Genomic DNA, 16,458 nt, shown 5'->3' on the forward strand with positions numbered 1-16,458 from the left:
GGTTGACCCGGCGCGGCGGCTCGACGGGACTCGTCGGCGCTCCGATCGGCCCGTCAGGCCGGCTTCCTTCCGCCCCGCCTTCGCCAGAGACGCCGAGTAGCCGTCGGGCGTCCGCTGGCATGTCGAGACCGTCCGCGATGCGGGCGAAGACCTGCTATCGAGACCGTCCGCGATGCGGGCGAAGACCTGCTATCGAGACCGTCCGCGATGCGGGCGAAGACCTGCTGTTCCTCGACGCGCCGTTTGCGTCGCACGATCTTGCTGATGTCGGGCTGGGCGATGCCGACCCGTTGGCCGATCGTGGTCTGGCTGGCGTTCGCGTGCTTGCTGTAGAGCAGAAAGAACGTTGCCATGTCCCGGGCGCGCAGTGCTTCGCGTACGTCGGCCCGGGTCCAGAAGGCGGCGGGCGTCTCCTGGGCGCGGGTCGGCCTGTTCTGGCTCATTCGGCCTCCGCATGACGGATGCGGACCAAGACCGGAGTGCCTGATTCTATGCGCAGGGTGTCCGTCCTGTGGCTTTCGGCGCTGGCGGAACGACGCGCCCGGCGAGCACGGCCCGCAGGGCCGCGCGCAGTCGGCCGCGCGGCGTTCCGCCAGCGACTCCCGGCCGAAGGCCGGGCTTGACCAAGTAGAGAAGGTTCTAACCGGCGAGATCCTCCGGGGTGTCGACTCCGGCAATGAGGGCCTGGCCCGGGGTGTAGCCGCTGCCGGCGTACCGCCACCGGCCGACCCTCGCGGTCTGCTCGTCGCCTGGTGCTGGGAGCCCTTGAAGGACGCGGGCGTTCTCGGCGCGCTCTGCGGACCGTGCTCCGCGCAGTGCGCCCAGGGTCGTGGAGTACCTCCGGCTTCGGGTGCCGAAGTGTCCGCGGAACCCAAGCATGTGCGCCCAACGGCGAAGATTCAGCTCGGAATGCTCCGGCATCCCGCCGAGCCTCCAACAGGTTTGGATCATCGCGCGGGCGTGGTCGGTGACGTCCAGGTGCTCGATGTCGGCAGCGGCTCGGATGCGGTGGTGCACTGTCCCGCTTACCTCGGCGCCCTTTGTCGCGTACTTCGCGATGTAGCCGGCGACCTTCTCGTCTGCCGTCCGGTCGTCGGATGCGGCTGTCAGCACGGCACGGGTGTCGAGCTGGTCCCCCCATCGCAGTGTCCGGCTGGGTTCGGCCTCGTCGGGTCCGCCCGGCACGGACAGCCGGACTTCCTCTGCGGCCTGGTGGACGGCCTCGCCGAGCACGGCCAGGGTCGCCCATTCGGGAGGCCGCTCCGATCCGCCTTCCGGCCCGTCGAGCCGGATGAGGGCGTGCAGGTGGACCAGTCCACGGGCCTGGAACTCGGCGACCTTCGCGAACGACACGCGGAGTTCCTGAGAGAGGCGGGTGCGGCTGATGCCCGCGTGGTCGGCCAGCCGGCGGCGCAGGTAGATCGTGAACCGTTGCCAGAGCAGGCCGACGTGGGCGTTCCACAGCACGGCGCCGTCATAGTCGAAGCAGCCGGCGCACAGGGGCTGTCCGATCCGCGGGTCGCCGGGCTCGTGCCGCTCGTCGCACCACTGCGGGCGGCCGTGGGCGCAGGCCGGCCGCTGCCTCCGGGGCCGGCAGGGGAGTAGCCGGCCGTTCCGTTCCCGGCGGGCGTGCACCGGGCCGAAGGATGGCGCGGTGAGCGTGACGAACAGGCGGGGATGCAGGCGGACGGATTCGGGTACGCCCTTCCCGCCGATGAGACCGGCGCGGATCAGGTGGAAGGTGTCGGCCTGGTAGATCCGGGAGCATGCGGGGCAGACGGCGGCCCGCCGGTTCCCGCACGCGGTGAGCAGGTAGCCGGTGGGCTCGTCCGTCGTCGAATACCGGTCGATGACCTCGCCGGTTCCCGTGTGCACGGTGAGCTCGTCGCCGATGAGGCGCACCGGACGGGCGCAGCCGTGCACGCCTTTGGCGATCGCGGTCCAGCGGGCGAAGTCCGGGCCGTTCGCCTGGGCCAGGACCTCCCGCATGGCAGGGGTGAGGGTGGGGAAGCCATCGCCGGTCATGCGGCGTCACGCAGGTTCGCCGCATCCTGAATCCGCGCGCCGGTTGCCTCCATGTCGATCGTCACCGGCGCGATGCCCGCGGCGTCCTCGTCTGCCTCGGGCAGGAAACGCACTCCGAGGATGAGCGAGACGCGGCGCCACTTCGCCTCCGACCACTGCGGCGAGCGTGCCGCCTGGCGGCGTCCCCATTCCCGAGCGTCCACCTGGTCCACGGACCGGGGCTCCTTCCGTGTGAACGGAAGGACTGCGCAACCACAGGCAGACAGCCCGGAACCCTGCACCGGGCTGCTGCGGAGTGGTTGCGGCTACTCGTCTGGGTGGCGCGGGCGTGGCCCGTATCTCTGTGAATGGGGATCTTTCCCATGCCCCGATGGGACCCGCGCCTGGGGCTGCCGCCGTGCTCGATTTCTGGTTTGTGTCCACGTCCTGAAAGACGTGCACCCCGCGGGACTGCGTCAGTCCGGTTCGACCGTAGGCGGAGCATCGCCGGTGCGCCCATGGCGAGTCGCCATGGTTTCTCGCCATGGATCAGGACGGGGCACCCTCGGCATTCTGTGACCACCGCGGCACGGCGAACCTCCGGGCGGGTGCCCATCCGGGGCCACACACGACCCGCTCGCCGGCGGACCGTGCCGCGCCGTCTCCGGTGCCGGGCGAGTCGACCCGAATCCTCGTCCGGCACCGGGCCACGCCGCATGCCTCGCCTGCCGGCGAAGGAGGGCAGACCATGACCTGTCTCGCTGCCGATCAACCACCGCCGCTCTACGGCCTGGTCGTCTTCGACGGCCCCGGCCGCGCCGTGAAGGCCGTCATGGTCGTCTTCGAGAACGCGCACGCGGCTGACGCACACGCCCGCCGGGCCGGGCTCGGTGACTACGCGGTGGCGCCGCTGTCGTTCTGTCTCGACCGCTCGGCCCGCGCCCTCACCGCCAACCACGGGGGCCCGTCATGACCGAAACCACGCCATCCGTGACGCGGGTAGGACGCTCAGACGACGCTGAGCGGACCGTCGCGGCGGCCTACCGGGCGTACGTGATGACCCTGCTCGAACAGGATGCCGAGTACGACGAACGGCCGGAGGGCGATCCACCGTTACTCGTCAGCGACTACCGCCGGGCGCTGTTCGCGCTGCTCGAACGTGACCCGGTTCCGCTGCTGATGGCCGGGCGGGGAGTGGTGACCCCCGGTGAGGCGATGGCGTTCATGGCGGGGCAACGGGCCGCGCTCGACGCCGTGGCGGTGGCGATCGGGGAGGCGTGGCGTCCGGGGCTCCTCGCGGGCAGGCGTGGACGCTGGATGCATCGGCTCCGCTCCGACCGCCACGACACAGCCGACAAAGGGTAGAACAGGCCGGACACGGCCTCACGCGCGGCAGACTGACGGGCCGCGGGTCGACCGGTGGCCGGCTACTCCCGCCAGAGCAGCTCCAACAGATCCGGGTCGAACGTGCCTCGGGCGCCGCGTCCCTTGCCAGCAGGATGCACGATCACGGCGTGCAGGGCCTCGCGGACGTAGGCGCGCTTCTGCGACAGGTCCAGCTCATCGGCCTCCCACCGGCGGCGGACGTCCGTCACGTCCACCCGCGCTCGGCTGACGGCGGCCTCGTGCCGGTTGCGGTCCCGGGTCAGCTCACGGGCACGCTCCTCCAGCTCCCGGACAGTCGTGAAGAACAGGCCATCCGAGATCTGGTCGGTCTGCCACTGCTGGCGCAGAACGCCAATCTTCGCGGTGACCCGGTCCAGCTCGGTCTGACCGGTCCACGGCCCCAGGTCGGCGGCGACGGCCTGCCGCTCCTCCAGCTTCGCCAACACAGCCTCGGTGATGAACTCGTCCACTTTGTCGCCTCGGCGGCCGAGTCCGCTGCATCCGCCCTGGGCCGCGGGGATGCAGAAGTACATGTGCCCGGCGCAGTCCCGTTGCTGCTTCACCCTGAGCCGCGCGTTGCACAGGGTGCCGTCGGGGCGTGGACGTCCGCACCGAGCGGCGGACCCGGCGGCGCACCTTCCGGGACTCGATCTTCGCGAAGGCCACCCCGACCAACCCCATGCCCTCGACGTCCTCGGAGTACAGGTCCTTGCGGCCCCGGGCGTCGGCGTAGACGCGGCCGTCCTCGGCGGTGAGCGCGTCGACGAACCGCTCGTAGTCACCGGAACGGCGGGCCAACCGGTCCTCGGCGACGACCACGACACCCTGCACGGCGGTTCCGTCCGGAAGGCGGCCGGCCTTTACCGCCTTCAGCATCGCCTCGAAGCCGTCGCGGATGACCTCGGCCTTGCTGGCCGAGCGGTCGTTGTCGGTGAACTCGTGGACGATGGACCAGCCGAGCCGGGCGGCCGTCTCGCGGTTGACCTTGTGCTGGTCGGCGACGCCGTGGGCGTCCCCGGCCTTGTCGTAGCCGATCCGGGCGTAGGACACCACCGGGACCACATGCTCCATGCCGGACATCCTGACCCCTCCACGTACCTAGGTCATAGGTGAATGTCCGGATTCCTCAAGAACATCTGGAAGGATGATCGCTCCTGGGCCGATGGTCCGACCGGCTTCTTCACGGTCCATCTGGTTCTGACCGTCGCCTCCGTGGCCATCGGCTCCGTCGTCGGTTGGCTCGGCATCCGCGGCGCGCGTTCGGGGCGCCCCGCGGTTCCCGGCGCAGCCTCGTCTGACCAGATGATCAGTTCTGGTCGCTGACGCCCTCAGGTGGACGGCGGCGCGGGACGATTTCGTGTCGCCTTCCTTTCCTCGTCCTGTTCCCCCGGTAGGCTCGCCACTCCGCTGGCGAGTGCGTCAGCGAAGGACGTCTCGCCTGGTCGGCCAGGTTGGCTCCGGTAGTCGTTGCAGGAGGCCCTTGTCCGCGAGCCTGGTCCACCGGGGGCGGCTACGCCACATCTCGGCCTCGGCCTCGTCCGCCCAGCGGCGGCGGGCGAGGCGGGTCATCATCGTTCCCTGGTCGAGATAGCGCTGGAATCGACGGCGACGGTGCCACTGCACTGCTATCAGAATCAGCAGGGCGAGGCCTGCGCCCCCACTCAGGAGAATGAAAAGGATTCCGGCCGCCGACTCGCTGTCCGTGGCAAGGCAGAGAACCAAGGAAAAGGTAAAATCCACCAGCAGGAGCTCCCAGACGAGCGCTCCGCCCCCGTTGGGTGCCTGGCGCTCCCTCACTTCCAGCCAGAAATACCACATCGCGGGAAGTCGCGGCCTCTCCTCGTCGGGAAAGGTGCCGGTTCCGGCGGGCCTGCCACGTGCGGGCATGAGACCTCCGGTCACCCCGGCGGACGAGCCGTCCGCAGCACGGGACGGATTCTAGTCGCGGCGCGAGGCGTTCGGCGCTTTTACGGAGACGAGCGCCGAATCCAGGGAAGGCGCGAGGTCCGCACGGGCGGCGCGGGCTGTGGCCGGGAACGTGACCCGGCCACAGCGGTGCCGGGTCAGGTGTTACGACCGCCGTTGACGCCGATGACCTGGCCGGTGATGTAGCCGGCCTCCTCGGAGACGAGGAACGCGCACGCTGCGGAGATGTCCTCCGGCCGGCCGACGCGGCGGACCGGGGTCCGGGCGGCGTGCTCGTCCACGGTCGCGCCGAAACGGCCTTTCTGCTCGCTGAGGCGCAGCATCGGGGTGTCGACGAAACCCGGGGGAATGGTGTTGACGGTGATGCCGCTCGGACCGAGTTCGAGCGCGAGGGCCTTGGTGAAGCCGATGACGCCCGCCTTGGAAGCGACGTAGTGGGCCATGTAGGGCTGGCCGCCCTGCGCGCTGGAGGAGGAGATGTTGACGATCCTGCCCCAGCCGGCCTCGATCATGTCCGGGAGGGCGGACTGGCAGCAGTGGAACGTCCCGGTCAGGTTCACGGTGAGGATCGACGTCCAGGATTCCAGGGACATGTCGATGAACCGGTGGTAGCCGGTCTTCCCGGCCGAGTTCACCAGGATGGTGACGGGCCCGAGGTGTTCGCGGGTCTGCGCCAGGGCCTGGTCGACGCTTGCGCGGTCGGCGACATCGATGGCGAGGGCGTGCGCTGTGCCGCCCTCGGCCTCGATCTCGGCCACGACCTGCTTGGCGTCGCCCTCGTTGAGGTCCAGCACGGCGACCTTGGCGCCGTCCCGGGCGAGCCGCTGCGCGCAGGAACGCCCGATTCCCGAGGCGCCGCCCGTCACGACGGCGACCTTGCCGTTCAGTGTCCCGGCCATGGGTGTCTTTCCTTTCCGCGTCGACTGCCCGCGAGATGAGAGAGAAGAACGGGATGAGAGAGGATGAGGGGCGGCCGCCAGCGGCCGCCGGCGGTCGCCGGTTTCGGCTGGGGTCACAGGCGGGCCGATGGCGCGGTGGAGTCGTCGATCGCGGTGATGACCTCGTTGGGAAGGTCGACGTCCGCTGCCGCGAGAAGCTCGTCCAGCTGGGCCACGTCTGAGATGTCGACGCTTACCGAGGCGACGGGTCTCGTCCATTGCCAGACCAGGTCAAGCTGCCTGGTCGTGCAGCCGAGCCGGGCCGCCGCGGCCTGCCGCCGTGCGGTCGGCGCGGGGTTCGTGGGGTCGGTCCTGTTCTCGGTGCGGGGGGCGCTGATGAAGCCGAGGCCCTCCTCGGCGAGGAGGGGGAAATGCTCGCGTTCCACCGCTCGCGCCGTCGGCCCGTACTCGGAGCGCAGGGAGATGAACCGGGCCCGGCCGAGCCGGTCGCTGGCGGCGACTGCCTTCATGATCCGGTAGGCGGGGAAGTCGGCGGCGCCGACGTAGAGGATCTTGCCTGAGCGCACGAGATCGTCCAGTGCCTCGACGGTCTCCTCCAGCGGGGTCGACGGGTCGTCGGCGCTCAGCTGGTAGAGATCGATGTAGTCGGTCCCGAGCCGGCGAAGGGCCGCGTCGCAGGCCGCGCGGAGGTGGCGCCGGCTGTTCCGGCCGCCGTGGCGGGCTCGATCCAGCGCGATACCGGTGTCGCCACCGCCACCGCTCGTTCCGGTGCCCGTTCCGGTGCTCGTTCCGGCTGCCAGCACGACCTGGGAACGCCTGCCGCGCAGCGACACCGCGCAGATCTCCGCGGCGTCGGCGGAAGCGTCGGTGGCGTCGATGAGGTTTCCGCCGGCGTCGAGGTAGCGGGCTAACAGACCCGCCGCGGTCGCCGGGTCGCAGCCGCCGCCGGCCGCCCCGAAGGCCCGGATGCCGAGGGCGAGCCGGGAGACGTCCAGGCCGCTTCGACCGAGCCGCGAATACCGCATCGCCCCGGCCTCGCGCCCGGGCCCGGCGTGCTTGGAGGTGGTCTGGTTGCAACTGGCGTCGTCGACTGTGTCGTCGTCGCCATCGCCTGGGCTCGGGTGACCGGCGCCGGCGAGTGGTGTGGCGGGGGAGGAGTCGGGGCGGCCCTGGTGGCCGGGGTCGCGGGTGAGGACGCCGCTGAGGAAGAGCTGCACAGCGTGCTGAAGGCGCCGGTCCTCAAGCTCGGGACTGCGGTAGATGCCGTAGGCCGCGAGCCAGGCCGGCATCGCGCCGACCATGGCGAAGAACTGCTCGGCGGCGAGTTCGACGTTGCTGACCGAGACAGCGCCGGCGCGCTCGTGCTCCCGCAGGAGATCGATGATGACCTGGATGCGCGGCGACCAGGTCGTGGACTGGGAGCTCGCCGCGAACTCGGGGAACCGGGCCGACTCGGCGATGGCCATCCGGCTGAGGCGGACGATGTCCGGGTCGACGGACCGGGCGAGAATCGCCCGGGCGATCAGGGTCAGGCTGGCCGCGAGGTCGTCGGGCAGCGGCTCCAGGACCCGGGCGTCGCGTTCCTGGCGGGTGAGCGCCCAGGAGCTGACGGCGATGAACAGGGTCCGCTTGTCCGGGTACCGGCCGTACAGGGTGCTCTTGGTGACGCCCGCGGCCCGTGCCACCGCCTCCATGGTGGTCCGGTCGTAGCCGTGTTCGAGGAACGTGTCGACGGCGGCCCGGCGAAGCTTCTCCGTCAGCCGCGCCGCCTCCTCGGAGGTCGGTCTCCCGGCCCGGGACCGCGCACCGTCGTTCGCTCTGGGCTCCATCGAAAAAACGTACGGTCCGGTCGTCTTCTGGGTCAAGGTGTGGTCGGACGGCGGGCCGCACGCAGGCCTGGCCGGCAGCCTCTGAGCGGGACCGTTGACCGGAAACCGGACTCGGTCGTACGTTTTCTGGACGTTCCATCCCGTGTGTGGTCTCGGAGGTAGACGCATGGCCCACTTCCCCAAGCCTGTCGAGGGCAGCTGGACGGAGCACTACCCGGACCTCGGCACCGGGCTGGTCACGTTCGAGGACTCGATCTCTCCCGAGCACTACGAACGGGAGCGTGCCGCGATCTTCCGGCGGACCTGGCTGAACGTCGGCCGAGTGGAGCAGGTCGCCCGCACGGGCGCCTACTTCACGAAGGAGATCCACGCCGCGAACGCGTCGGTGATCATCGTGCGGGACAGGGAGAACCAGGTCCGGGCGTTTCACAACATCTGCCGGCACCGTGGCAACAAGCTGGTCTGGAACGATTTCCCGCGTGAGGAGACGAGCGGCACGGCGCGGCAGTTCACCTGCAAGTACCACGCCTGGCGCTACGGGCTGGACGGTGCGTGCACCTTCGTTCAGCAGGAGTCCGAGTTCTTCGACTTCGACCGGGCGGACTACGGCCTCGTCCCGGTGCGCTGCGAGGTGTGGGAGGGCTTCATCTTCGTCAACTTCGACAACGAGGCCGGCCCACTGAGGGAATACCTTGGGCGCTTCGCCGCCGGCCTTGAGGGCTATCCGTTCGGTGAGATGACCGAGGTCTACCGGTACCGGGCGGACGTCGGCAGCAACTGGAAGCTCTACCTCGACGCGTTCGCCGAGTTCTACCACGCACCCGTGCTGCACGCGAAGCAGTACGTGAGCGACGAGTCGCGCAAACTGCTCGGCTACGGCTACGAGTCGCTGCACTACGAGCTGGACGGTCCGCACTCGATGCAGTCGGCCTGGGGCGGAATGGCGCCGCCCCGTGATCTCTCCATGGTGAAGCCGATCGAGCAGGTGCTGCGCAGCGGGAACTTCGGGCCGTGGGACAGGCCTGACATCCCCGGCCTCGACCCGCTGCCGCCGGGTGTGAACCCGGCCCGGCAGAAGGCCTGGGGCCTCGACTCCTATGTCTTCTTCCCGAATTTCATGATTGTGGTGTGGGCGCCGGGTTGGTACCTCACCTATCACTACTGGCCGACGGCCTACAACCGGCACATCTTCGAGGGAACGCTGTACTTCGTCCCGCCGAGAACGCCGGGCGAGCGGCTGCGGCACGAGCTGGCCGCGGTCACCTTCAAGGAGTTCGCGCTGCAGGACTGCAACACCCTGGAAGCGACCCAGAAGATGTTGGAGACAAGGGCCGTGTCGGAGTTTCCGCTCAACGACCAGGAGCTCGCCGTCCGGCACCTGCACCGGACGGCCAATGATTACGTTGCCGCCCATCGTGATCTCGTCGGCCGACAGTCCGGGTGATGTGCCGTCAATGAGCCTTTCCATCATCGACTCGGGCCTGTGGCATCCCGGAGAACGGTAGTCCGGCAGCCCGGTAGGGTGAGTCCGAAGAGTGGATGATTTTGGTTGTTCTGGAAACCGTCGCAAAATCCCGAGCTTCGAGCTTCGAGCTCGAAATGTCGCTGCTGCCGAGCAAGGAGTGAGGATTTTGGTCACTCGAACAACCAAAATCCTCACTTCTTGCGGATTGCCAATGATTCGGCGCCCCTTTTGCGCCTCTTGGTGTGAAGCTGGCGCTGCGAGGCGCGGCGGGATTTCCGGCGGGTGGTAGTGCGGCGCGCGCTGCGGGGGCCGCACTGTGGGGCCGCGCCGTGGAGCTGGGGCCGTGGAGCTCGGGCCGCCGCCGTGGAGCTGGGGCCGCCGCCGTCGAGGTGAACGCCCGAACTGTCGGCGGCGTCGGGTAGACAGGGGGCATGGCTGATCAGGCTGTGCACCCTGCCCCGGCGTCTTCTGCGGCCTCGGTTCCGGGGAGTCCGGGCGGCGGGGTGCCGCGGGCCCGGGCCGAGGAGCTGCTGCGGGCGCTGGCCGGTCCGGGTGCGGCGCTGCGTGACGACCAGTGGCGGGCGATCGACGCGCTGGTGACCGACCGGCGCCGGGTGCTGCTCGTCCAGCGCACCGGGTGGGGGAAGTCCGCCGTGTACTTCCTCGCGACCGCGCTGCTGCGGGGGCACGCGGGCGGGGGCGCAGGCGGGTCTGACGAGGCCGGCGGCGTTGGCGATGCCCGTGGCGTCGGCGATGCCGCCCCGGCCCGGGTCGGGCCGACGGTGATCGTCTCGCCGCTGCTGGCGCTGATCCGCAACCAGGCGGCCGCCGCCGCGCGGCTGGGCATCAGGGCCGGGGAGATCCACTCGGGCAATCTCACCGAGTGGGACGAGGTCTACGGTGCGCTGCGGGCCGGCGAGCTCGACCTGCTGCTGGTCGGCCCGGAGCGGCTGAACAACCCGACGTTCCGCGATGAGTACCTGCCGGAGCTGGCGCGCACGACGGGCCTGCTGGTCATCGACGAGGCGCACTGCATCTCCGACTGGGGCCACGACTTCCGGCCGGACTACCGCCGGCTGCGGTCGCTGATCGGTGAGCTGCGGCCGGGCGTTCCCGTCCTCGCCACGACGGCCACGGCGAACGCGCGGGTCGTCGAGGATGTCAGCGAGCAGCTCGGCGCGGGCGCCGCTGCCGCATCCGACGGCATGGTGGGCGCCGAGACGCTGGTGCTGCGCGGGCCGCTGGAGCGGGAGAGCCTGCGCCTGGCCGTGGTCAGCCTGCCCACGGCCGAGGAGCGCTTCGGCTGGCTGGCTGATCGTCTCCCCGAGCTGCCCGGCTCCGGGATCGTCTACACGCTGACGAAGCCCGCCGCCGAGGAGCTCACCGGGTTCCTGCGGGCCCAGGGCCACACCGTGGCGACCTACCACGGCGGGACGGAGCCGGCGGAGCGCATCGCGGCGGAGGAGGATCTGCTCGCGAACCGGGTCAAGGCCCTGATCGCCACCAGCGCGCTGGGGATGGGCTTCGACAAGCCCGATCTCGGCTTCGTCGTGCACGTCGGGGCGCCGAACTCCCCGATCGCCTACTACCAGCAGGTCGGCCGGGCGGGCCGCGCGCTGGAGTCGGCGGAGGCGATCCTGCTGCCGGCCGCGGAGGACCGTGCCATCTGGCGGTACTTCGCCGACACCTCCTTCCCACCGGAACGGCTGGTGCGGGACGTGCTCGGCGCGTTGGGGCAGGCGTCGAAGCCGATGTCGACCCAGGCGTTGCTCGCCGTGGTCGACCTGGGGCCGGGCCGCCTGGAGCAGATGCTGAAGGTGCTGGACACCGACGGCGCGGTCCGGCGGGTCAAGGGCGGCTGGGAGCACACCGGGCAGCCCTGGGCCTACGACGCGCGCCGCTATGAGCGGGTCGCCGCGGCCCGCGCGGTCGAGGAGCAGTCGATGCTCGACTACATCGCGACGACGTCCTGTCGGATGGAGTTCCTGCGCCGGGCCCTCGACGACCCGTACGCGGCTGCCTGCGCGCGGTGCGACCGGTGCACCGGTAGGAGCTGGGCGGCGGATGTCTCGGCGCAGGCGCGGGCCAGCGCCCGCACGGAGCTGCGGCGGCCCGGGGTCGTCGTCGAACCGCGCAAGATGTGGCCCACCGGTATGCGCACGCTGGGGATCAACGCCTCCGGCCGGATTCCCGCCGCGGCCGGCGCTCTGCCCGGTCGGGCACTCGCCCGTCTCAACGACCTCGGGTGGGGCAACCGGCTACGGCCCATGTTCGACAGCGCGCCCGGCGCGGGTGAGGCGCGTGGCGTGGACCAGCCGGTTCCCGACGACGTCTTCGACGGTGTCGTGCGGATGCTCGCGGCCTGGGAATGGGAGCAGCGCCCGGTGGCGGTGGTGACGATCGGGTCCCGGAGCCGCCCGCGGCTGGTCGGCGACCTCGGTCAGCGCATCGCACAGGTGGGCCGGTTGCCGCTGCTCGGGGAACTGCCACGGGTCGCGGGTGGGCCGTTCGCCGGCCAGGTGCACAACAGCGCGCATCGTCTCGCCGGGCTGTGGTCGGCATTCGACGTGCCGCCTCCGCTCGCCGAAACGCTCGGTGGCCTGGCCGGCCCGGTGCTGCTCGTCGACGACCTGGTCGTCACCGGCTGGACGATGACGGCGGCAGCCCGCGTACTGCGCGCCGCCGGCGCACCCGCCGTGATGCCACTGGCCCTGGCGATGGAGACCGGCTGAACGCCGAACTCCAGGACGGGTGCGCGGTAGGGGCGTAAGGTTGTTTCTCCTGGCACGGGGCTACCCGATCCAGGAGCCAGCGGCGGGGGAGCGGGATGGCGCTGCGTGATCGGATCGCCTTTCAGATGCGCCCGTACCTGGCTCCGGGGGAGCGGGTCGAGTACGTTGTCCTGGCGCAGGCGGGTCTATCCCCGTACTTCAACCTCGTGCCACCAACCGGATTCCTCGCCTGGAACCTGACAATCAATCTTCTCCCCTGGTCGGAGTACTATTTCTTCGCTTCCGGCGCCGTGATGGCGGCCCTGGTCCTGGCTGTGTTCACGATCTACCTGGCCCGCATGAAGAACAGGATTCTGGTCGTGACCGACCAGTCCATTCTCCTGATGGGAGCCGGCCTGATCGCCTGGGCCGCGCCGAACGGGCCGCCGCTTCTCCGCCTGCCGAGGCAGACCGTTCTGGGCCCGCCCAGGGGTCTGTACGGCGCGATGCTTCTGTCGGGAGAGAAGCTGTGGGTGTCGCCCCTTTTTCGTAAGCGCGTCACCGCGGCGAACGCCGAACTGGCCGTGGTGACGTCACCGCCCTGGCCGGGCTCCGCGATCAGCTGACACCGGTGGGCTCACTGGTTGGTCAGTTTGCCGGCGATCTGGTCGATGAAACCCTGCTCGGTGTCCTGCGGGGGGACATCCTGGATGTTGGTGACGGTGAGTTCGACGGCGACCTGGCCCACGTAGAAGTAGACCGTGTCGAAGATGTAGTCATAGGTGCCGGTCTGGTCGGTGATGCTCATCGAGGTACGGACCAGTGCGGTGCAGCCACGTGGCAGAAAGGACGTGTCAACCGCGACGACCTCGGCGGTGAGTTCTTCCGACTGCTCACCCGCCAGCTGTTCCTCGAGCGCCCCGCGGAAACAGTCAGCGAAATGCGGGCTGGTGACGATGTCGGTGTTCTGCTGGATCTGGCTGGCGGAAAGAATCTTCGCGTGGCTGGTCGCCTGGATCTCGTTCGCGTCGGTGTTGAAGAACGTGTCGCCGGCCGTCTCGTCCGACGGCGGGGACGGATCGTACCCGGCGATGCCGACGCATTCCGCGACCTCGCCGCCGATCAGGCTGCTGTCGGGGTCGTCTGCGCCGCCCGAGCTTTCGAAGCCAGCCGTCTCCGGTGCGGCCGTGAGCACGTAGTCGGTCGCCCGCAGATTCCGCGCCGGTGTGCCGGTGGTCGGTGTGGCCGAGGCCGCTGGACCGGTCGCCGGTGCCGCGGTGACCGCCGGCGGGGTAGTCGGCGGCGCGATCACGAGGCCGCCCTCCTGGCATCCCGAGAACAGCAGAGCCAACGCCCAGGCGGCGATTGCGCCGACCACCGATCGGCGCACACTCCGGATCCGTCGCAGGCCGCTCATCCCTACCTCCGTGAACATCGCCAGCCGTTACGGGAACGGCATTTCTCGCCGCTTTCAACGAGCAACACGATGCCGGAGAAAAACCGCTCCAGGCCAATGGTGATGATGTCTTCCGCGGGACAGGTGGTGGCCTCGGTACTCGTTTTGGAAATTCGACCGGGTGGCACTCCGGGTTTGTTCGTGATGCCACCCTTGACAGGGGGCGAGTCGGGACGTCCGCGCTGGCGGCTGGCTCCTCGTCGTCCTGGTCCGGAAGGCGACGGCGTCAGCCGGCTCGCTTCCCGTCGGTATCCCGATGCTGGGCCGGCCGGGGGTTGCACGCTTCGACGTGGCTGGCAGCCGGTCGTCCAGGTGGCGTTCCGCTGCCGCCCCGCAGGTTGCGGGTTTCCGCGGCCGGCTCCGGTCCTGCGCGCGACGGGGCAACATCGCCGACTTCGACTTCGACATCGCCGACTTCGACATCGCCGAGGCCGCCGAGGTGTCGCCGCCGCCAACGCGGGCCTCAGTCAGCGCTGAGGTGGCTGCGGTGCGTCCGGCATGGTGACGGGTTGATGGGGTGAGGGGTTGATGGGGTGACAGACGCGGAGGAGGCCCGGCCAGCCGGGGATGGTTGGCGTCTGGGAGACCTCGACGAATGTGCGATCTCCACGCCCGTCGTCCATCATCGTGCCTCTTCCGTCGTTGGCTCGGGCCTGCCTCATCCCTGACCGCGCACCGTGAGGTAAGGAATGGCTCTTCGCCGCGCAAGCGCGTCTTCGTGCGTTTTCAGGGGTGTAGTGATCCCGCGGTTTCCGGAACGGCGGCGCGGATCAGTTCCGCGGCTGGGTCTTGTGCTGGGCGGGGAGATATGAGGGGGCTGTGATGCCCTGGCCGACGGCCGCCAGTGGTTCGTCCAGCTCCTGTCGGCGTAGCACCGAGTCGAGGATCTCGCCGGCGCGGATCGAGATGTTGGACAGCAACGACGACGAGATGCCGTGCTGGAACTCGCTCGCACCGGGAACGTAGATGCCGGCGGTGGTGTCGGGTTTCGTCTCGATGCTGTAGTCGCGTGCGACCTGGAGCCGGCCGGAGTCGCTGACCAGGCAGGCGTTTTCCATGCTGCCGAGCACGCGCCGCGGGTCGCGGGCGTTGTAGCCGGTGGCGAGCACGACGATGTCGGTGTCCAGGACCCGCTTTTCGCCGGTGGGCAGGTGCCGGATGTGGACGCGGGTGCCGTCCGGGAGCGCCTCGTAGGCTTCCACCTGCGAGGCTCGCAGGAAGTGCAGCCGCTGGGGCCCGCGGACCTTCTCCTGGTAGCTGCGCCGGTAGAGCTCGTCGATGAGGTCCATGTCGACCGCGGCGTAGTTGGTGCTGCGGTGGTAGGCCAGCAGCATCGCCCGGACGCCTTCCGGCGCGTGGTAGAACTCGTCGACGGCGTCCGGGTCGAAGATCTGGTTGACGAAGCCGCTGTTGTCGGCCGGTGTGAGCCCGTACCGGGCGAAGACCGCGAACACCTCGGCCTGTGGGAACCGGGTGTGCAGGTGTTCGGTCACCTCGGCGGCGCTCTGGCCGGCCCCGACCACGGCGAAGCGCTGGCGTGGTGTCGACGGCATCTGTGCGAGCCGGTGCAGCAGGTCGTGGTTGTGCCACAGGCGGTCGCCGAGCTCGGCATTGTCCGGCAGCCGCGGTTCGAGCCCGGCGGCGATGACGACGTTGCGGGCCCGGCGGACGACGGTTCGGCCTGGCTGGCCGGGCCGGCCGCTGATCACGTCGATGTAGGCGACCACGCCCTCGTGGACGACCGGCCGCAGATCCACGACCTCGGTGTCGTATTCGACGAGATTGTCGAGGCGGCCCGCGGCCCATTCCAGATAGTCGTGGTATTCGCAGCGCAGCGGGAACATCGTCTTGTGGTTGATGAAGTCCACGAGTCGGTTCTGCGAATGCAGATAGTTCAGAAAGCTGAAGCTGCTGGACGGGTTGCGCAGTGTCGCCAGATCCTTGAGGAAGGACACCTGCATGGTGGCGCCGTCGAGCAGCATCCCGCGGTGCCAGCCGAAGCGGGGCTGGCGTTCAAGAAATATCGCGCGCAACGCGGCCCCGGCGGAGACGCTGCTGTTGTGCTCCTCGATCGCGATGCCCAGGGCGATGTTCGAGGGTCCGAACCCGACTCCGATGACGTCGTGCACACCGAGTTCCGCGGTCGGTGGACGGTCTCCCACGGCTGCCCCTCTTGTCGGTTGATCTGACCGGATGCGAATTTAGGTTAACTTTACCTATGTTCGGGTCGACCTGTTGCTCTGTCAAGGTGTTCGTCGAGGTCGCACCGGTCGAGGTGGCGGTGGAGGCGCTCGATCGAGCCTCCCTGGAGGGTGTCTGGAGGCCTTAAAGGCGGCGCCCGTTGTTGATTTGTTGTTCTTGTCGAGGCGAGGAGCTGCGGTCGCGGCGGGGCGTCGTGGATGGCGTGGACGACCGCATGTGACTAGATGTGACCGTGCGTTGCAACCGCCACGGCCTACCTGAAGCTGAATGTGTTAAGTGAACCTAACTTAGGTGTGATGCGGTTGGTGGTCAAGCGGGCCGGATTGCGGCGACCTGCGTGACTCGCGGTGGCTCAACCGGCCGCATCCCGCGAAGTATAGGTTAACTTCACCTAAGTTTCATGCGTCGGGTGTCGTCCGACGGGGTGGGGAGGAGGCGCGGTCGGTCGGCGGCCTCGTCCCAGGCGGATCGCCGACCCTCACACGGCTGCCCTCCCCGGCGTCGGGTCGCGTGAGAGTCATGCCAAGCACGGCTGCGGTGCTCCGCCTGCGGGCACACCGCGTGCGCGGGCGTGAGCGCT

16 protein-coding genes and 1 pseudogene are annotated in these 16,458 nt (G+C 69.6%); 7 read left to right on the forward strand and 10 right to left on the reverse strand.

Annotated features, from left to right (window positions below):
- Window positions 1–53 precede the first annotated feature (53 nt).
- The 3 genes from FREUN1FDRAFT_RS44230 to FREUN1FDRAFT_RS24680 form a co-directional block, all read right to left on the reverse strand.
- On the reverse strand, window positions 54–443 hold the full coding sequence (locus FREUN1FDRAFT_RS44230; protein WP_006542969.1) for a hypothetical protein: 390 nt from the start codon (window positions 441–443) through the stop codon (window positions 54–56).
- 196 nt (window positions 444–639) lie between these two features.
- A complete protein-coding gene (locus FREUN1FDRAFT_RS24675) occupies window positions 640–2,025 on the reverse strand; it encodes a replication initiator (protein WP_006542970.1) in 1,386 nt (461 codons plus the stop codon).
- Entirely contained in the window at window positions 2,022–2,237 is a 216-nt protein-coding gene (locus FREUN1FDRAFT_RS24680) for a hypothetical protein (RefSeq protein WP_006542971.1), read from the reverse strand. The genes FREUN1FDRAFT_RS24675 and FREUN1FDRAFT_RS24680 overlap by 4 nt, the downstream gene beginning before the upstream one ends.
- Before the next feature lie 515 nt (window positions 2,238–2,752).
- Here FREUN1FDRAFT_RS24680 and FREUN1FDRAFT_RS44235 point away from each other — a divergent pair.
- Both FREUN1FDRAFT_RS44235 and FREUN1FDRAFT_RS40100 read left to right on the forward strand, forming a co-directional pair.
- Window positions 2,753–2,977, forward strand: a complete 225-nt coding sequence (locus tag FREUN1FDRAFT_RS44235; protein ID WP_006542972.1) for a hypothetical protein — start codon at window positions 2,753–2,755, stop codon at window positions 2,975–2,977.
- Window positions 2,974–3,369 carry a hypothetical protein gene (locus FREUN1FDRAFT_RS40100; RefSeq protein WP_006542973.1) on the forward strand — a complete coding sequence of 132 codons (396 nt, stop codon included), beginning with the start codon at window positions 2,974–2,976 and terminating at the stop codon, window positions 3,367–3,369. Before FREUN1FDRAFT_RS44235 ends, FREUN1FDRAFT_RS40100 begins: the two co-directional genes overlap by 4 nt.
- Window positions 3,370–3,431: 62 nt before the next feature.
- Here the strand turns inward: FREUN1FDRAFT_RS40100 and FREUN1FDRAFT_RS46705 are convergent, their stop codons facing one another.
- Together FREUN1FDRAFT_RS46705 and FREUN1FDRAFT_RS48200 are read right to left on the reverse strand one after the other, a co-directional pair.
- Window positions 3,432–3,953, reverse strand: a complete 522-nt coding sequence (locus tag FREUN1FDRAFT_RS46705) for a hypothetical protein (protein ID WP_232295385.1) — start codon at window positions 3,951–3,953, stop codon at window positions 3,432–3,434.
- 55 nt (window positions 3,954–4,008) lie between these two features.
- Window positions 4,009–4,470: pseudogene (locus tag FREUN1FDRAFT_RS48200) on the reverse strand (recombinase family protein); the annotation flags it as partial.
- Window positions 4,471–4,503: 33 nt separating this feature from the next.
- On the opposite strand from FREUN1FDRAFT_RS48200, the gene FREUN1FDRAFT_RS24705 reads away from it, so the two are divergent.
- Window positions 4,504–4,713, forward strand: coding sequence for an SCO4848 family membrane protein (locus FREUN1FDRAFT_RS24705; protein WP_006542975.1), 210 nt, complete (start codon window positions 4,504–4,506; stop codon window positions 4,711–4,713).
- Window positions 4,714–4,809: 96 nt separating this feature from the next.
- On the opposite strand, the gene FREUN1FDRAFT_RS24710 is transcribed toward FREUN1FDRAFT_RS24705, so the two are convergent.
- From FREUN1FDRAFT_RS24710 to FREUN1FDRAFT_RS24720, 3 genes are all read right to left on the reverse strand, one after another.
- A complete protein-coding gene (locus tag FREUN1FDRAFT_RS24710) occupies window positions 4,810–5,277 on the reverse strand; it encodes a hypothetical protein (RefSeq protein ID WP_006542976.1) in 468 nt (155 codons plus the stop codon).
- Window positions 5,278–5,453: 176 nt separating this feature from the next.
- Window positions 5,454–6,215, reverse strand: a complete 762-nt coding sequence (locus tag FREUN1FDRAFT_RS24715; RefSeq protein WP_006542977.1) for an SDR family NAD(P)-dependent oxidoreductase — start codon at window positions 6,213–6,215, stop codon at window positions 5,454–5,456.
- 113 nt (window positions 6,216–6,328) lie between these two features.
- Window positions 6,329–8,044 carry an aldo/keto reductase gene (locus tag FREUN1FDRAFT_RS24720; RefSeq protein WP_006542978.1) on the reverse strand — a complete coding sequence of 572 codons (1,716 nt, stop codon included), beginning with the start codon at window positions 8,042–8,044 and terminating at the stop codon, window positions 6,329–6,331.
- A gap of 166 nt (window positions 8,045–8,210) precedes the next feature.
- On the opposite strand from FREUN1FDRAFT_RS24720, the gene FREUN1FDRAFT_RS24725 reads away from it, so the two are divergent.
- From FREUN1FDRAFT_RS24725 to FREUN1FDRAFT_RS24735, 3 genes are all read left to right on the forward strand, one after another.
- Window positions 8,211–9,488: an aromatic ring-hydroxylating dioxygenase subunit alpha gene (locus tag FREUN1FDRAFT_RS24725; protein WP_006542979.1), complete on the forward strand. Its 1,278-nt coding sequence runs from the start codon at window positions 8,211–8,213 to the stop codon at window positions 9,486–9,488.
- 452 nt (window positions 9,489–9,940) lie between these two features.
- Window positions 9,941–12,241, forward strand: a complete 2,301-nt coding sequence (locus FREUN1FDRAFT_RS24730) for a RecQ family ATP-dependent DNA helicase (RefSeq protein WP_083828806.1) — start codon at window positions 9,941–9,943, stop codon at window positions 12,239–12,241.
- 95 nt (window positions 12,242–12,336) lie between these two features.
- Complete coding sequence (locus FREUN1FDRAFT_RS24735) at window positions 12,337–12,846, forward strand: hypothetical protein (protein WP_006542981.1); 510 nt, start codon at window positions 12,337–12,339, stop codon at window positions 12,844–12,846.
- 11 nt (window positions 12,847–12,857) lie between these two features.
- Here the strand turns inward: FREUN1FDRAFT_RS24735 and FREUN1FDRAFT_RS24740 are convergent, their stop codons facing one another.
- Entirely contained in the window at window positions 12,858–13,637 is a 780-nt protein-coding gene (locus FREUN1FDRAFT_RS24740; RefSeq protein WP_006542982.1) for a hypothetical protein, read from the reverse strand.
- Between the two features lie 328 nt (window positions 13,638–13,965).
- Between FREUN1FDRAFT_RS24740 and FREUN1FDRAFT_RS24745 the strand changes: the two genes are divergently transcribed.
- On the forward strand, window positions 13,966–14,181 hold the full coding sequence (locus FREUN1FDRAFT_RS24745) for a hypothetical protein (protein WP_157475298.1): 216 nt from the start codon (window positions 13,966–13,968) through the stop codon (window positions 14,179–14,181).
- A gap of 265 nt (window positions 14,182–14,446) precedes the next feature.
- On the opposite strand, the gene FREUN1FDRAFT_RS24750 is transcribed toward FREUN1FDRAFT_RS24745, so the two are convergent.
- Complete coding sequence (locus tag FREUN1FDRAFT_RS24750; protein ID WP_006542984.1) at window positions 14,447–15,838, reverse strand: lysine N(6)-hydroxylase/L-ornithine N(5)-oxygenase family protein; 1,392 nt, start codon at window positions 15,836–15,838, stop codon at window positions 14,447–14,449.
- Window positions 15,839–16,458 lie beyond the last annotated feature (620 nt).

The organism is Parafrankia sp. EUN1f, from assembly GCF_000177675.1.
GTDB lineage: Bacteria > Actinomycetota > Actinomycetes > Frankiales > Frankiaceae > Parafrankia.

Bases quoted from the DNA above. Each gene is read 5' to 3' on its own strand.
- FREUN1FDRAFT_RS44230 (WP_006542969.1), bottom strand. From the start codon at position 443: ATGAGCCAGAACAGGCCGACCCGCGCCCAGGAGACGCCCGCCGCCTTC.
- FREUN1FDRAFT_RS24675 (WP_006542970.1), bottom strand. From the start codon at position 2,025: ATGACCGGCGATGGCTTCCCCACCCTCACCCCTGCCATGCGGGAGGTC.
- FREUN1FDRAFT_RS44235 (WP_006542972.1), top strand. From the start codon at position 2,753: ATGACCTGTCTCGCTGCCGATCAACCACCGCCGCTCTACGGCCTGGTC.
- FREUN1FDRAFT_RS40100 (WP_006542973.1), top strand. From the start codon at position 2,974: ATGACCGAAACCACGCCATCCGTGACGCGGGTAGGACGCTCAGACGAC.
- FREUN1FDRAFT_RS24705 (WP_006542975.1), top strand. From the start codon at position 4,504: ATGTCCGGATTCCTCAAGAACATCTGGAAGGATGATCGCTCCTGGGCC.
- FREUN1FDRAFT_RS24710 (WP_006542976.1), bottom strand. From the start codon at position 5,277: ATGCCCGCACGTGGCAGGCCCGCCGGAACCGGCACCTTTCCCGACGAG.
- FREUN1FDRAFT_RS24715 (WP_006542977.1), bottom strand. From the start codon at position 6,215: ATGGCCGGGACACTGAACGGCAAGGTCGCCGTCGTGACGGGCGGCGCC.
- FREUN1FDRAFT_RS24720 (WP_006542978.1), bottom strand. From the start codon at position 8,044: ATGGAGCCCAGAGCGAACGACGGTGCGCGGTCCCGGGCCGGGAGACCG.
- FREUN1FDRAFT_RS24725 (WP_006542979.1), top strand. From the start codon at position 8,211: ATGGCCCACTTCCCCAAGCCTGTCGAGGGCAGCTGGACGGAGCACTAC.
- FREUN1FDRAFT_RS24730 (WP_083828806.1), top strand. From the start codon at position 9,941: ATGGCTGATCAGGCTGTGCACCCTGCCCCGGCGTCTTCTGCGGCCTCG.
- FREUN1FDRAFT_RS24735 (WP_006542981.1), top strand. From the start codon at position 12,337: ATGGCGCTGCGTGATCGGATCGCCTTTCAGATGCGCCCGTACCTGGCT.
- FREUN1FDRAFT_RS24740 (WP_006542982.1), bottom strand. From the start codon at position 13,637: ATGAGCGGCCTGCGACGGATCCGGAGTGTGCGCCGATCGGTGGTCGGC.